Below are 15,394 nucleotides of genomic sequence, written 5' to 3' on the forward strand. Positions count from 1 at the left end.
AGTAGGTCAGTGGGTTCGGAAGGTGTTCCACTCGGCGGTGCCCAACGCCATCGCGGCGTAGGCCTCGAAGACGTACAGCTCCAGCGGATTATTAATCTCAACCGCGCCGATGGAAAGGCTGCGAAGGTACGTCTGTGACTTCTGGAAAGCGAGGTCAAAATTGGTCGCTCCCATGACCAGTTTTCGAGTCTTCTCCGTGGGCTGGTGGTCCTTCTTCGCCATCGCATAGGCCAGGCTGGCACTGAAGTGGTCCTTGCCGAGCATGTGCTGGCGCAGGCGGTTCAGCACGCCCCGCGAGATGCCTACGTAAATGGGCGTACGCCCGTCCTGCAGCACATAGCAGCCGCTGAAGTCGCCGGGTAGGCCAAGTTCTTTCGCAATGGAAGCCACCCCGTATCCAGGTTGTGAGAACACCGATGCGGGCCAGGGGCACTGGCGAGTATCATGCAAGCGCTCTAAATAAGTTGGCAAGACGGCGGTAGTTAAGTCGCTGAAAGAGTGAGTGCAGTCGTCAATGTGCATGGAGACTCAGAAGCAGATGGCGTGAAAGGCAGTAATGATTACCGCCGGCCGGCTAATTTAGTTAGTGGGTATCGGCAACAACTGACACGCATGATTGTGGTAGTGATGCTTTTGGCTCACCAATGTAGCTTGCTCTTAACCACCTTACACCATGCCCACGCCTCGTTTACTGGCCGGATTCATCGGTATTAACCGACATCTCGACCGCGATATTTCCGACCTCAGTTGCGCTCGTCGAGATGCGACGGCCTTATGGGCGCTCTGGCAAGACACCTTGCCCAACACCGACCCGGCACTGCTGGTTGATGAGGATGCCACCCAGGCCCGCATTGAGGAACTGCTTTCTCAGACGCTTGATGCGGCAACTGAAGTAGACACGGTGCTGCTGGCATTCTCGGGCCACGGCACGCATAGCCACCGCATCGTCACGCACGACACCGACCTACTGAACCTAGTGGATACCACCATTTCGATGGCCAGCTTGGCCGAGCGGTTCCGAAACAGTCGGGCACGCCATATCCTACTGGTGCTGGACTGCTGTTTTAGCGGAGGCGCGTCGGCGAAGGTGATTGAGGATGGCGTGCAGTCGCGCGGCACAGGGTTCTCTTTGGAGAATAATTTTGCCGGGCGCGGGCGGGTACTGCTAGCTGCCGCCAACGTCGATGAAGAAGCCTGGGAGGCCGCGGGCCACGGTTTACTAACCGCCGCCCTCAGTGAGGCACTACAAGCCGCTGCGGGGCCAGTAGAAGTGGGGGGGCTGCTCGCCGAGGTAACGGGCCGGGTGCGAGCAGAGGCCCAGCGTCTAGGCCTCACGCAAACCCCAAAATGGGTGGGTGACTTCGAGGGTGGCTTCGTTATTCCGGCCCTGCACGCTGGCCAGCATTATTACAAAGCCTTTCCTGAGCAAACTGGCCTACAGGTTTCCCCGGCGATTGCCGACCTAGCGGGTTTTGGCTTGCCCGAAGAAGTGCTCCAAGTGTGGACGCAGCAGTTCCCCCAAGGCTTGAATGAACTGCAGCTGGCCGCCGTCAACGACTACCACGTGCTCAACGGCGAGTCGTTGCTGGTTGTAGCCCCTACTAGCAGTGGGAAGACGTTCATCGGGGAACTGGCAGCAGTCAAGGCCGCGACAAACTCGCAACGAGCAGTATTCTTGGTGCCATACAAAGCCCTGGCTAACGAGAAATTTGAGCAGTTCTCCGCCCTCTACGGGGATACCTTGGGGTTGCGCGTCATCCGGTGCACTGGCGACTTCCAGGATGCCACCAATGCCTTCGTGCGGGGCAAATACGACATCGCCCTGCTCACCTATGAGATGTTCCTCAACCTCGTCGTCAGGAGTCAGGGCACGCTCAGCCGAATCGGGGTGGTAGTCATCGACGAAGCTCAGTTCATTACCGACCCGGGCCGGGGCATCAGTGTAGAATTGTTGCTCACGTACATCCTCTCGGCCCGGGAGCGTGGCATCACACCGCAACTGGTGGCCCTTTCGGCGGTCATCGGTAACACGAATGGGTTCGAGCACTGGTTACGCTGCCAGGCCCTCATTAGCACCAAACGACCTGTGCCATTGGAGGAGGGCGTTATCGACCGTACTGGTTTGTTTGAGTATGTGGACCCAGAAACGGGCATGTCTCAAACCCGGCAGATGCTGCCTCCGCATGTAGTTGTGACACGCCGTGAGAAACCGAGCGCTCAGGATGTCATTGTGCCCCTGGCCCAAGCACTCCTGAGCAGTGAGCCCACGGCTAAGCTCATTGTATTTCGCAACATGCGAGGCAAGGCCGAGGGAGTAGCCGGATACCTAGCCAAAGACCTCGGCCTGCCAGAAGCCACTGAATTAATCGACGCTTTACCTGCCCAAGACCGCTCTTCTACTTCGGCCCGCCTGCGCGATTGCCTACGTGGCGGCACCGCGTTTCACAATACGAACCTGGCGCGTGAGGAACGTGAGGTCGTGGAGCGTGCCTTCCGCGCCCCCCACGGCAAGGTGCGGGTGTTGGGAGCCACTACCACACTCGCGGCCGGCATCAACACGCCCGCGTCGGCAGTTATTCTTGGTGAAACAGAGTTTGTCGGCGAAGACCAGCGCCCGTTCACGATTGCCGAGTACAAGAACATGGTGGGTCGGGCTGGGCGGCTGGGCTACAACGAACGAGGCCAGTCGTTCATCGTGGCCAGCACGCCGATGGAGCGCAAGCAGTTGTTTCAACGCTACGTACTCGGGCGGCCTGAGGCATTACACTCTTCCTTCGCCAGCGGCAATCTGGCAACTTGGGTTCTGCGGTTGCTGGCTCAAATTCCGCAGGTACGCCGCAAAGAGGTGGCAACGCTGCTGGCGAATACGTACGGTGGGTATGTGGCCGGCCGCAACAATCCAGACTGGCGTACCCAGATGGACGCGAATGTGGAAAATATCATTTTCGACCTAATTCGACTGGGAATAGCCGAGCAGGAGGGGCCCGTCCTACAGTTAACGCTGGTGGGGTTCGCTTGCGCGAACTCGTCATTGTCGTTCGATTCTATCGCACGTCTGCTGACCCTGAATAAGTCACAGGGTATGGGTGCGCTGTCGTTGGAGCGCCTTCTGGCACTGACCCAGGTACTTCCTGAGATGGATGACACGTATACGCCCATGCTCCGCAATGGAAACAAAGAGAAGACCTGGCCCTTCCACGCCACGCACAGAATCGGTAATGACCTCGTGCAATTATACCAGCGCTTCCTTCCAGACCCATTGTCTTACCAGCGCCGCGCGAAACGAGCCCTTGTGGTGGCTGACTGGATTGAAGGCATGCCGATGGAGACATTGGAGCAAACGTACAGCAACTCACCAAACGCTGTTTTCTCAGGAATGAGCCCCGGCGATGTACGACGCATTGCGGAGGCCACTCGTTATCACTTCCGCTCCGTGGTACCCATCATGCAGGCGCTCCACCCAGAATTACTGCTCGACGACGAAGACCTGAATATTATCAGCACACGTCTTGAGGTTGGTCTGCCAGTTGATGCGCTGCCCTTGCTTAAGATACCCACGCTGACCCGAGGAGAAATCTTGTTGTTCGCACAGCACGGTGTGACGGACGCGGGGACGCCGTGGGTAGAAGTGGAACCCGTCGCGCAGGCATTGTTTGGTGCAGACAGATGTCAGATACTAGTCGACCATTGGCCGCATTGAGGACGACACGAGAACTAGTGTCGCGCAGACAATCCTAACAAATGTTTTACCTATGTTTTACCCACAAAAGAAAACACCCTGCAAACGCTTGATTTGCAGGGTGTTTCTGGTGACCTGAGTAGTCCGTAGGGGAATCGAACCCCTGTTGGTAGAATGAAAATCTACTGTCCTAACCCCTAGACGAACGGACCGTTTTTCGTTTTGATGATGCAAAGGTACGGCGTTCGGCTTTCCGTGCAAGTACCGAGCCTGAAAAAAATGGCTTACGAAGGGAAATAGCCTGTTTTTCAGGCTGAAAAATTTATAAGCTGCTTCAATCGGTCCGTCTGCTTGAGGGCCGAAACTCCAATCAGGCCTTTCCGGTTGTTGTAGTCCGCAGGGGAATCGAACCCCCTGTTGGCCCGCGTCGCGCAATGCGGCCGCTAACCCGCGCCATTCTACTATCTTCGCCCCACTTTTAAACCAGTCGCCAGCACGGGGGCTGTCACTTACCACCTTTCTGTTTCACCATGGCTAAAATTAAAGTCGCCATCAACGGCTTCGGCCGTATCGGCCGTCTCACTTTCAAATCGCTGCTGGGCCGCGACAACGTGGAAATCGTCGCCATCAACGACCTCACCGACAACAAAACTCTCGCCCACCTGCTCAAGTACGACTCCGTGCACGGCCGCTTCGACGGCACTGTGAGCTACGACGAGGAAAGCCTGACCGTGAACGGCGTGAAAATTGCCGCCCTTGCCGAGCGCGACCCCAAGCTGCTGCCCTGGGGCAAAATGGGCGTTGACGTGGTCCTGGAATCGACCGGCCGCTTCGTGGACGAAGCCGGCGCGGGCCAGCACCTCACCGCTGGCGCCAAAAAAGTTGTCATTTCGGCCCCCGCCACCGGCAACATCCCCACCGTGGTATTGGGCGTGAACGAGGACATCCTCACCGGTTCCGAAACCATCCTGAGCAACGCCAGCTGCACCACCAACTGCCTGGCCCCGATGGCCAAAGTGCTGGACGACGCCTTCGGCATCGAGAAAGGGTACATCACAACGGTGCACGCTTATACTTCGGACCAGAACCTGCAGGACGCTCCCCACAAGGACCTGCGCCGCGCCCGCGCCGCCGCCTACAGCATCATCCCCACCAGCACCGGCGCCGCCAAGGCCGTGGGCCTGGTGCTGCCCAAGCTGAAAGGCAAGCTCGACGGCCTCGCCATGCGCGTGCCCGTGCCGGATGGTTCGATGACCGACCTGACCGTGATTCTGAAGCGTGAGGTGACCAAGGAGGAAATCAACGCCGCCCTGAAAGCCGCCGCCGATGGCCCCCTTAAAGGCATCATCGAATACACCACCGACCCGATTGTGAGCATCGATATCGTGGGCAACCCCCACAGCTGCATCTTCGACTCTGAGCTGACCTCGGCCAACGGCACGCTGGCGAAAGTAATTGGCTGGTACGACAACGAAACCGGCTACTCGACCCGTACGGCCGACCTGATTCAGAAGCTCGGCGAGCAGATGAACGGTTAGTTGCCGGCCTCGTAAACAAGACGCCGCTTGCTTCGCCATCCGTGGCGGGGTAGGCGGCGTTTTCTGTTTAAGTAAACATCTGGGGCTTATAGAAGCCGCTTTTTTCACGATTCGTCCGGCATTCATTGCCTGTGCGTCTGCCATGCCCAAAACCTGTTTCATTCTCAACCCCAAAGCGGGCCCTAGCCGCCGCCACGACATGCCGGGCCTCATTGCACGGCATTTTGGGGCACAGGAGGCCGACTACGAAATCCGGCACACGGAATACGCCGGGCACGCCGTAGAATTGGCGCAACGGGCTGCTGCCGAAGGGTTTGCAGTGGTGGCGGCCGTGGGCGGCGACGGCACCGTGAACGAGGTGGGCCGGGGCCTGCTGGGAACGGATGCGGCCCTGGGCATCATTCCGCAAGGCTCGGGCAATGGCCTAGCCCGCCACCTAAAAGTGCCGCTCGGCCTGCCCGCCGCGCTGCGCCGGTTGGCGACGCCCGATTTCAGCCGCATGGACGTGGGGATGATGAACGGGCACCCGTTTTTCTGCACCGCCGGGCTGGGCTTCGATGCGCACGTGAGCCAGCACTTTGCGCAAGCGGGCTCGCGGGGCCTGAGCACCTACCTGCGTGTGACGTTGCGCGAGTACCGGCGCTACCGTACGGTGGCGGTGGAAGCAGACCTCAACGGCCAGCAATTGACTGCCGACTGCTATGTGCTGGCCTTCGCCAACGCCTCGCAATACGGCAACAACGCCTACATCGCGCCCCTGGCCGACTTGCGCGATGGCTTGCTCGATGTGTGCTTGATTGATGCGCTGCCCGCCATGCGGGCCTTCCGCGTGAGCCTGGCCATGGCCCTTGGCACCCTGCCGCAAACCAAGGCGGCGGAGTATTTTCGGGTGCCGCAGGCGCGGGTGCGGGCGGCGGCGCCCATCGGCTTTCACGTCGATGGCGACTACCTGGGCCACGCCACCGAATTTGAGGTAGAACTGCTGCCGCTGGCGCTAGCCGTGGCCGTTTAGGTCGTTTAACAGGTGTCATTTAACATTTAATAGATGTTCGATGATGCTGAAGAATGCCTGAGCTTACAAGGAACGGCCGGATTGTTAAATGATAAATGTTAATTGTTAAATGAAAAAGCCCAGCCGCACCGGAGTCGTGTACTCGACTAACCCCGATTTTTCTTACCAAAACAACGAGCCCACGGAGGCCGCCACGCTGCCGCCCCAGCAGCAACAGTTGCGCGTGCAACTCGACAAGAAGCAGCGCGGCGGCAAGCAGGTGACGCTCGTGACCGGCTTTGTGGGCGCCGACGCCGACTTGCAGGCCCTCGGCAAGCTGCTCAAAACGAAGTGTGGTGTGGGCGGCAGCGCCAAAGATGGCGAAATAGTAGTGCAGGGCGACTTCCGCGACAAAGTGCTGGAAGTGCTGCTTAAGGAAGGCTACAAAGCCAAAAAAGCCGGCGGCTAATTGTTCTTGTTAGCCGTACTGCCAATTCATTGCTCAACCGCATTTGCCCATGTTCCTCCTCCAGTTTCCCGCCCTGCCCGAAGCGGCCCGCGACGTTACCTCCGCGCACGGGCAGGCTGAAAGCGGCGTCATCAGCGCGGTGCTGTGGCTGAAGCTGGGTGTCGAAACGGTGGGCGCTACCATCATTGCGCTGGGCATTCTCAGCGCGGGCTGGCTGCTGGTGAAAGCGTTGGCCAAGCGTGAAACGGCCGATTTCACAGCCATTCGGCTGGCGCTGGCGCGGTACCTAGCCTTGGCGCTGGAGTTTCAGCTGGGCGCAGATATCCTTTCCACGGCCATTGCCCCAAGCTGGGAGCAGATTGGCAAGCTCGGCGCCATTGCCGTGATTCGGACAGCGCTGAACTACTTCCTCTCGCGCGAAATGCGCGAGGAACGGCACGAAGCCACGCCCGAAAACCACGTGGTAGAGCGGGCGGATTAGGCTGTAGCGTGGACTCTGCGAGTCCGCGCCAATCCGAACATCCTACGCAATGCGCGGACTCGCAGAGTCCACGCTACCGCGCCAAGCGCACCCGGGCCCGCTCGGCATCCTCGGGCGTGTCGATGCCGAAGGCTTCGAGCTCGGTTTCGGCGCACTGAATGCGGAAACCGGCTTCGAGCCAGCGGAGCTGCTCCAGGCTTTCGGCCGCTTCAAGGGGCGAAACGGGCAGGCGGGTGAGCTGCTCCAATACCGTGGGCTTGTAGGCGTAAAGGCCCAGGTGGCGCAGGTAGCGGTGGTGCGCCAGCCACTGCTCGGGCTCGCGGCCGCGCTGGTAGGGCAGGGGGTGGCGGCTGAAATACATGGCGTGGCCCAACTGGTTCAGCACCACTTTGGGCAGGTGCGGGCTGAACAGTTCCTCGTCGGTGAGCACGGGTTTTACCAGCGTGGCGATGTCGGGCGCAGTGGCGGCATCGGCAAATAAATCGGCGAGGGCATTGATTTGGCCGGGGTGAATGAAGGGCTCGTCGCCCTGGATGTTGACGATGCAATGCACGTCGGCGGGGCTGCCGAGCTGCTGGAAGGCTTCCCAGAGGCGGTCGGTACCGCTGGGGTGGTCGGGGCGGGTGAGCACGGCCTCGCCGCCGAAATCCTGCACGTGCTGCTGGATGCGGGCATCGTCGGTGGCCACCACCACGCGGGCCAAGTTGGCCTGCCGGGCCTGCTCCACCACGCGCTGAATCATGCTGCGGCCGCCGAGGTCGACGAGCGGCTTGCCGGGCAGGCGAGTGGAGGCAAAACGGGCGGGAATCAGGCCAAGAACCATGCGAAGCGCAAGAAGAAAATACGGAGAAAGCATCAAAATTAGGTGGCAAACAATGGCTTTGGGGCGAAATGCTTCGGGAGCGCGGCCAATTACCCGCCGGTTTTTGCGTTATTTTGCCTTAGCTGCCCGCCCCACTGATTTTTGGGGGCGGAGTGGAGCTGATTTTGCAAGGTTGATTTTATGACTGTAATCCTTTCGCTGTTCACGATACTGGCCCTTGGCGGCCCGGGCAAGGGCTCGGCCGCTAAAGGCACGCCCACCGATTCTATTGGCGTGGAGATGCGCGGCGGCCAGCGCTTTGTGAAGCACCGCGTGGGCGCCGGGGAAACCCTCACCGCCCTCACGCGCCGCTACGGCGTCACGCTGGCCCAGCTCACCGCCGCCAATCCGCAGATTAAAAACGGCCTAGGTATCGGCCAAATCGTGTACGTGCCGCGTCCGGCCGCCGGCAAAGCCGCGCCCGCCGCAGCTAAAGCGACGGCCGCTACCGGCGCCATGCCCACCCGGCACACGGTGGCCAAAGGCGAAACCCTCTTCGGCATTGCCCGCAAGTACCAGCTCACGCCCGACGAACTCATTCGCCTCAACAAGCTGCCCGCGGGCGGCACAGTGCGTGTGGGGCAGCAGCTGGTGCTGTCCGGCGGCGGGACGGCCGAGCCGGCCACCGCGCCGGTACGCCCGGCCGAGGTAGAAGCCGTGCCCACCACCACCGTGGCTAAGACGCCCCCGCCGGCCCCCGACAAGCCCGCCCAGATTGCCACGGTGACGCCCGCGGCCCCCGCCGAAAAAGAAGATAAAAAGGAAGAGCGGGAGGAAAAAGCCGAACGCACGCCCACCCGCGCCGGCGAGTTGCTCTCGCGTGTGGTGGAAAGCGGCCTGGGCGCACCCATCGAGAATAATGTGACCGACAAGTACCTCGCTCTGCACAAAACGGCCCCGGTGGGCACCATCATGCAGGTGAAAAACAGCGGCAACGGCCTCTCGGTGTACGTGCGCGTCATCGGCAAGCTGCCCGATACGGGCGAGAACAACAACATTCTGGTGCGCCTCTCCCCCCGCGCCGTGCAGAAGCTGGGCACCGCCGACGCGCGGTTTCGGGTCGAGACGAACTACATTCCGCAGTAGGGCAGTAAACTCTAGGTTGAAAAGTAGAACGTCATGCTGAGCTTGCCGAGACATCTCGCGTGCCAGAGTAATTATTTACTTCGGCACGCGAGATGTCTCGGCAAGCTCGACATGACGTTCTCTTTGTTGTTGCTTCTACCTTCCTAAACCATTTCCCCTTCCTTGAACATCGCCCAGCTCCGCCGCCAGCTCGACGCCCAGTACGAGCGCTACAACCGGCCCGAATTTATTAAAAACGACCCCATTCAAATCCCGCACCGCTTCACCCAAAGGCAGGACATTGAGATTTCGGCCCTGTTTGCGGCGCTGCTGGCCTGGGGGCAGCGGCCCACCATCATCAACAAGTGCAACGAGCTGCTGCGCCGGATGGACGACGCGCCTTATCAGTTTGTGACGCAGCACCAGGACGAGGACCTCAAGCGCCTGCTGGGCTTCTGCCACCGCACGTTTTGCGATACCGATTTGCTGTATTTCGTGCATTTTCTGCGCGACTGGTACCGGCAGCACGACTCGCTGGAAACCGCGTTTTTGGTGGGGCACTCGCAGCGGGAGCGGCTCATTAATTTCCACCAGCGCTTTTTCAGCCTGCCCGATGCGCCCCAGCGCACCCGCAAGCACGTGGCCACGCCGGCCCGCAAATCGGCCTGCAAGCGCGTGAACATGTACCTGCGCTGGCTGGTGCGCCGCGACGGCCACGGCGTAGACTTCGGCCTCTGGACGCGCCTCTCGCCGGCCGACCTCATCATGCCCATCGACGTGCACGTGGAGCGGCAGGCCCGCCCGCTGGGCCTACTCACCCGCAAGCTCGTGGATTGGGAAGCCGCCGAAGAACTGACCGCCAACCTGCGCCTGCTGGACCCCACCGACCCGGTGAAGTATGACTTCGCGCTGTTTGGGGCGGGCGTGGATAAGTAAGTAATTGCGCGCGAAAGGGCTGTAATAAATGCTGGGATAAACCGACGTAAAGCATGTTCTATTTCCATTCAGCAGCCCATGAAAACGCAATTCGAGGTACGAACCATCGATTTCTTAGGTGCTGCGCTGACCCTCGCTGTGGTGGCACTTATCATCAAAGCAGTGGCTTTGGATGGAGCCTATCAGTTGGCCGATTATAACTTAACGCTTGCCGTGGGTTGGGGCGTAGCAGTTGTTGTCGGAATGATGTGGGCGTTGCTCAATTATGCGGGTACCGTTAGCAGTGTTCCGATGTTGATAACGGTTAATTCAGACGGTTTTACAGTTTTAAACCTTCGTACTAACTGGCAACGGAAAATCCATTTCAAGCAAATTGTCTCTTATCGTTTTATTGAAGGTGGATTTAAAGTTGAATTGAGAATCGTTCTGGAAGGGAGAGCAGACCATATATTCTTTCTGAGTAGCTATAGCTACTATCGGGATGCGAAGGAATTTAGAAGTATGGTGCAGGCATTTGAAGAAGCCATAAGCAGGTATAATCAGCACAATGATGAGTTGCATGTCATTCGAAGAGACGCGCCATTTAGTTTATGAGAGGGAAATAGATGTGGACGGTCGTCTAGCTACGCTGCTAATTGGGTGCACAACTCCTGATTCAAAAGCTGTTCAGGTCGTCATGATGCTACTTAACCCCCTTGGCGCCCCTGCCACCAACACTGGAGTAGCTTCGGCTGTCCCGGTGCTGGTGGAAAATAAATAGGTTTGCAACCCAAGAAATCCAGCAATTGAGAATGAAACAAGAGTTCGAACTCACCCAAACCAATACCCTTCGGCTGCTGCTCGTATTCTTCGGTGGGCTGGCGGCCGTGCTGTTGGTGGCCATTGGCGGCGGCAAGCTGTTGGGAGTTGACACGAACGGACGTTGGGAAAGGTCTGGTACATCGGCGTCGTGGGAGCGGGACTGGTGGGGCTGTACCGGGCCTGCAAAGCCGCTGGCGCCATCCCCACGCGCGTCACTGTCGGCCCCGACCGGGTGGTGGTGCTGAAAATCCGGGCCAGCGAGGAGGTGCAGGTGCCCTACGCCCAGGTGGCCGCCTACCGGGCCCAGAGTTTCAACGGCAGCGAAGAGCTGCGCCTGACGCTGAAGGACGGCAGCCGCTACAAGGTGTCCGTGAACTCGCAGCTGTACGGCGAGCAGCCTTTTGGCGCCATGGTGGCGGCTTTCGAAGCGGCGCTGGGCGCTCATCCGCAGCCGGCTGGGGCGGCGCACCCGGTGGTGCGGGAGCCCACTTTTTTCGAAAAGCCAATTTCAACCGTCGTGCTGGTGGCGTTCACGGCGTTGCTGGTGTGGGCGGCCTGGATGATACTGACGAATGACCGACAGGTGCGAGGCGGAAGCCTGATTGGCGCGCTGGGCGGCTACGCGGCCTATGTGGCCTCTTGGCTGGCGGCCCGGGAGCGCCGCAAGGGAAATTGATGGGACCTGGCCGCCGCAAGCTGAGACCTGACGGCGCTAGCGAGGCGGTAGTGGTAGCCGTGGCGTTAGCAGGGGGAGCAGCAGCTTCAATTTGCATTTTGCCTGACAACCAAATAATTTGGCAGCCCTCTAAACCCCAATGGTTTGTCATATGAGCGCGCCCGATTCCGCAGCTGCCAACCCAACTTCCAACCATCCCGCCACGCTGCGCAGCCACCTCGTGCTGGTGCGCATGGGACTGATGATAATCGGTATTCTGCTGCCGGCGTTCGGTCTGCCGGTGCTCATCGGGGCCTGCTTATTTTTAAGCGATGGCAATATGGCCTGGGGCGGCGGCCTGCTGCTCACCAGTCTCTTGATGATGGCCGCCGCCTGGCCGCTGATGCGCCGCAGCATGCTGCCCGTGCTGGCCACGCTCACGCCCAAAACCCTGCGGCTAGAGCCGCGCGACCGCAGCATCGCCTACGGTCTGCAGCCCACTGATTACCCGCTGAGCGACATCGCGGGCTATGGCGAGCTGGCCTCGCAGGGCGGCGACCATATCAAGATTTACCCCAATCAGGGCCCGATGCTGCAACTGGCCGACCGGCCCAAAAAAGCCATTCCGGCCGCCGAGACCCACCTGCCCGGCCTCGTCGATGCCCTCACCCTGGGCCGCACTTTGCAAGGGCAGGTGGTGGAAACCGGCGCGCCCGGCGAAAGCCTGCACCGCCCCAATTTCTACCAGAGCGGGCTGGGCCGCGCCCTGGCCGGGCTGTGCTACGCGCTGATGGCGCTGGGCGTGGTACTGCTTTTTGTGCCGGGCGTGGACTGGACGGTGGGGCTGCGCCTGTTCACGTTCACGGGGCTGTACATCGGCCTGTACCAGCGCAACCAGCGTGCCGGGGCCGGGGCCTAAGCAGTACCCGTCGGGCGCTGGTTTGCTAACATCCCGGAAATCTTCCCGGGCACTTCGTTGTTTACCTTCGTGGAGCTAATTCCGCCCCGAACCGAACGACTCACTACTTGCTTTTACCTCAACACTTCGAACAAAAAATCGGCTTCAGCACCCTGCGCGAGCAGCTGGAAGCCAACTGCCTCTCGGCCCTAGGCCGGCAGTACGTGGCCCGCATGGAGTTCCAGCCCAAGCACGAGCCCCTGCTGAAAATCCTCCAGCAAACCGACGAATTTACTTATCTGCTGCGCTCCGGGGCCGATTTTCCGGCCTCGCACTACCACGATGCCAAGGTGCACCTCAAGCGCGCGGCCCTGCCGGGCGCCTATCTTGATGTGGCCGCGTTTTTTGAGGTGAAGATGAGCTTGCGCACCATCCGGCAGGCGCTCACCTTCTTCACCCAGGCCGATGAAGACCAGTACCCCACGCTGCGCCTGCTGGGCATTGGCGTACAGGTCGACCGCAATTTGCTGGCCAACCTCGACAAAGTGGTGGACGACGACGGCGGCGTGCGCGACGACGCCAGCCCGCTGCTGCGCCAGATTCGGCAGGAACTCATTGCCCGCCAAGGCCAGCTGCGCCGCCAGATTGCCGGCATCTTGCGCCAGGCCAAAAACGAGGGCTGGATTCCGTCCGACGCCGAGCCGACGATACGTGGCGGGCGGCTGGTGCTGCCCGTCATCGCCGAGTTTAAGCGCAAGGTGAAGGGCCTGATTCACGACGAATCGGCCTCGGGCCAGACCGTGTACATTGAGCCGGCTGAAGTCTTTGAGCTCAACAACGATATCAAAGACCTCGACAACGCCTACCACCGCGAGCTGATTCGCATCCTCACGGCCCTGACGGACCAGCTCCGGCCCCACATCCCGGACCTGCGCAAGGCCTATGCGTACCTGGGGCTGATTGACTTTATCCGGGCCAAGGCGCGGCTGGCCGTGACCCTGGATTGCCAGCTGCCGGTGCTGCACAACAAGCCGCTGCTGAATTGGCACGGCGTGCGCCACCCGTTACTCCAATTGGCCTTCGCCCAGCATAAAAAGGACTCCGGCGACGCCCGCCAGGTGGTGCCACTTGATTTGGAGCTGAACCACGAGCAGCGCATTCTGGTGATATCGGGCCCGAACGCGGGCGGCAAATCGGTGAGTTTGAAAACGGTGGGCCTCGTGCAGTTCATGCTGCAAATGGGCCTGCTGATTCCGTGCGCCGACAACTCCGAAGCCGGCGTGTTCGAGGACATTTTCCTCGACATCGGCGACGAGCAGAGCCTGGAAAACGACCTGTCGACGTATTCGTCGCACTTGCTGGCCATGAAGCAATTCCTGCTGCTGGCCGGCAAGAAAAGCCTGGTGCTGATTGACGAATTCGGCACCGGCACCGAGCCCAGCCTGGGCGGCGCCATCGCCGAGGCCGTGCTCGACCAGCTGAACCGGGCCCGCGTGTACGGCGTCATCACCACGCACTACACCAACCTGAAAAACTTCGCCGAGCGCACCCCGCACCTCGTCAACGGCGCCATGCGCTACGACCCCGAGAAGCTGCAACCGCTCTACCGGCTGGAAGTGGGTAAGCCGGGCTCGTCGTTCGCCATCGAAATCGCCCGCAAAATCGGCCTGCCGAAGGAGGTAGTGGAGCGCGCCACCCAGCTGGTGGGCAAGGACAAAATCCGCTACGACCGCCTGCTTGAGGGCCTCGAAAAAGAGAAAACCGAGCTCGAACAGCGCACCGCCGAGGCCGCCAAAGCCGAGCGCCGCCTCAAGAGTGCCGCCAAGGAATACCAGGACCTCAAGCAGCACCTCGAAGACACCAAAATCGAAACCCTGCGCACTGCCAAGCAGCAGGCCAAGGCCCTGTTGGTGAACACCAACCAGCAAATCGAAGCCACCATTGGCGAAATCCGGCGCGGCAACGCCGAGAAGGAAACCAACAAAGCCGCCCGCGAGAAGCTCGACAACTTCGTGAAGAAGGAGCTACAGATTGAGCCGCCCAAGCCCAAGGCTACTCGCGAGCGCGCCGTGGCCGGGGCCGTGCAGGCCGGCGACAAAGTGGCCCTCTTCGGCCAAGATGGCTACGGCGAAGTGGTGAGCGTGAAGGGCCAGACGGCCGAAGTGATGTTCGGCGGCCTGAAGACGCTGACCAAGCTCAACCAGCTCGAAAAGCTGGGCCGGGCCGAAATCCGGGAGCGGGAGCAGGCCGCCAAGGCCAAAGCCGGCCGCCTGGGCGGTGGCGGCGCGGGCGGCGGCAACAGCGTGAACATCACCGACCGCATGGCTGGCTTCAGCCCCACGCTGGACCTGCGCGGCGAGCGCGCCGAGGACGCCCTCACCAAAACCATGAGTTTCGTAGACGACGCCGTGATGCTGGGCATGCCCGAAATCAAGTTCGTGCACGGCCGCGGCAACGGCGTGCTCCGCCAGGTGGTGCGCGACTACCTGCGCTCGCAGCGCGCCGTGGCCAGCGTGGCCGACGAGCACCCCGATAGGGGCGGGGACGGCGTGACCATTGCGGTGCTGAAGTAAATGGCGGGCCGAAACGGAAAGCCCGGACGGATTCTGGTCGGGCTGTTTGGTCTGGTTTTGGGCCTAGCGATGCTGTCGAAAAGCTTGCTGGCGCTGGTTCAGGCTCTGGAGCTACGGGCTGCCCTGCCGAATAATCCTGGCCTTCATCTGGAGGTGAAGGAAGCTTTTGTCACCTTCGCGCTGGAATTGACCCTCGGCTTATTTCTGGGCTGGTGGGGCGTTTCAAAGTTTCGGCGGCAGCCCCCGGTTGGCGAAGTTCAAAGCAATGAGAATTGAAAAACACGCAAAGAACAAGGTGTTGCTGATAGTAAACCAGCAATAAACTGACTTTCGCAAAGTCCCTGAATAATTAGAGAAGCCCAGCCCTGAATAAGGCCTGGGCTTCTTTTTTAGAAGGGTCTGGTCATTATTTCGGTAGTGAGAAATTTATTTGAAAAGTCAGATGA

General features: G+C 60.3%; 14 protein-coding genes and 1 tRNA gene. 12 read left to right on the forward strand and 3 right to left on the reverse strand.

The annotated features are described in order from the left end of the window. Positions 1–6 precede the first annotated feature (6 nt). Positions 7–522, reverse strand: a complete 516-nt coding sequence (locus Q5H92_RS07945; protein ID WP_305010974.1) for a GIY-YIG nuclease family protein — start codon at positions 520–522, stop codon at positions 7–9. Between the two features lie 151 nt (positions 523–673). Here Q5H92_RS07945 and Q5H92_RS07950 point away from each other — a divergent pair, with 151 nt between their 5' ends. Then, a complete protein-coding gene (locus Q5H92_RS07950) occupies positions 674–3,700 on the forward strand; it encodes a DEAD/DEAH box helicase (protein ID WP_305010975.1) in 3,027 nt (1,008 codons plus the stop codon). 119 nt (positions 3,701–3,819) lie between these two features. On the opposite strand, the gene Q5H92_RS07955 is transcribed toward Q5H92_RS07950, so the two are convergent. Further along, a tRNA-Glu gene (locus tag Q5H92_RS07955) sits at positions 3,820–3,891 on the reverse strand. 318 nt (positions 3,892–4,209) lie between these two features. Here Q5H92_RS07955 and gap point away from each other — a divergent pair. The 4 genes from gap to Q5H92_RS07975 all read left to right on the forward strand — a co-directional run bounded on the left by gap (position 4,210) and on the right by Q5H92_RS07975 (position 7,158). Continuing rightward, a complete protein-coding gene (gene gap / locus Q5H92_RS07960; RefSeq protein WP_305010976.1) occupies positions 4,210–5,217 on the forward strand; it encodes a type I glyceraldehyde-3-phosphate dehydrogenase in 1,008 nt (335 codons plus the stop codon). 142 nt (positions 5,218–5,359) lie between these two features. Then, complete coding sequence (locus tag Q5H92_RS07965; RefSeq protein ID WP_305010977.1) at positions 5,360–6,229, forward strand: diacylglycerol/lipid kinase family protein; 870 nt, start codon at positions 5,360–5,362, stop codon at positions 6,227–6,229. Positions 6,230–6,338: 109 nt separating this feature from the next. Beyond that, positions 6,339–6,677: a translation initiation factor gene (locus Q5H92_RS07970; RefSeq protein WP_305010978.1), complete on the forward strand. Its 339-nt coding sequence runs from the start codon at positions 6,339–6,341 to the stop codon at positions 6,675–6,677. 49 nt (positions 6,678–6,726) lie between these two features. Beyond that, on the forward strand, positions 6,727–7,158 hold the full coding sequence (locus Q5H92_RS07975; protein WP_305010979.1) for a DUF1622 domain-containing protein: 432 nt from the start codon (positions 6,727–6,729) through the stop codon (positions 7,156–7,158). Between the two features lie 73 nt (positions 7,159–7,231). Here Q5H92_RS07975 and kdsB read toward each other — a convergent pair whose 3' ends face one another. After that, positions 7,232–7,981 carry a 3-deoxy-manno-octulosonate cytidylyltransferase gene (gene kdsB, locus Q5H92_RS07980; RefSeq protein WP_305010980.1) on the reverse strand — a complete coding sequence of 250 codons (750 nt, stop codon included), beginning with the start codon at positions 7,979–7,981 and terminating at the stop codon, positions 7,232–7,234. A 180-nt stretch (positions 7,982–8,161) separates the two neighbouring features. On the opposite strand from kdsB, the gene Q5H92_RS07985 reads away from it, so the two are divergent. From Q5H92_RS07985 to Q5H92_RS08015, 7 genes are all read left to right on the forward strand, one after another. Then, complete coding sequence (locus Q5H92_RS07985; RefSeq protein ID WP_305010981.1) at positions 8,162–9,106, forward strand: LysM peptidoglycan-binding domain-containing protein; 945 nt, start codon at positions 8,162–8,164, stop codon at positions 9,104–9,106. Between the two features lie 162 nt (positions 9,107–9,268). Next, positions 9,269–10,021: a TIGR02757 family protein gene (locus tag Q5H92_RS07990; protein WP_305010982.1), complete on the forward strand. Its 753-nt coding sequence runs from the start codon at positions 9,269–9,271 to the stop codon at positions 10,019–10,021. A gap of 78 nt (positions 10,022–10,099) precedes the next feature. Further along, positions 10,100–10,615: a hypothetical protein gene (locus Q5H92_RS07995; RefSeq protein WP_305010983.1), complete on the forward strand. Its 516-nt coding sequence runs from the start codon at positions 10,100–10,102 to the stop codon at positions 10,613–10,615. Positions 10,616–10,943: 328 nt separating this feature from the next. Continuing rightward, positions 10,944–11,498 (forward strand): hypothetical protein, encoded by a 555-nt coding sequence (locus Q5H92_RS08000; protein WP_305010984.1) that lies wholly within the window; start codon positions 10,944–10,946, stop codon positions 11,496–11,498. A gap of 151 nt (positions 11,499–11,649) precedes the next feature. Then, entirely contained in the window at positions 11,650–12,396 is a 747-nt protein-coding gene (locus Q5H92_RS08005; protein WP_305010985.1) for a hypothetical protein, read from the forward strand. A gap of 107 nt (positions 12,397–12,503) precedes the next feature. Further along, a complete protein-coding gene (locus Q5H92_RS08010) occupies positions 12,504–14,948 on the forward strand; it encodes an endonuclease MutS2 (RefSeq protein WP_305010986.1) in 2,445 nt (814 codons plus the stop codon). Continuing rightward, positions 14,949–15,224, forward strand: a complete 276-nt coding sequence (locus tag Q5H92_RS08015; RefSeq protein ID WP_305010987.1) for a hypothetical protein — start codon at positions 14,949–14,951, stop codon at positions 15,222–15,224. It begins immediately after the preceding gene. The last annotated feature ends 170 nt before the right edge of the window (positions 15,225–15,394 follow it).

The sequence above is a fragment of the Hymenobacter mellowenesis genome, from assembly GCF_030581005.1.
GTDB classification, from domain to species: domain Bacteria; phylum Bacteroidota; class Bacteroidia; order Cytophagales; family Hymenobacteraceae; genus Hymenobacter; species Hymenobacter mellowenesis.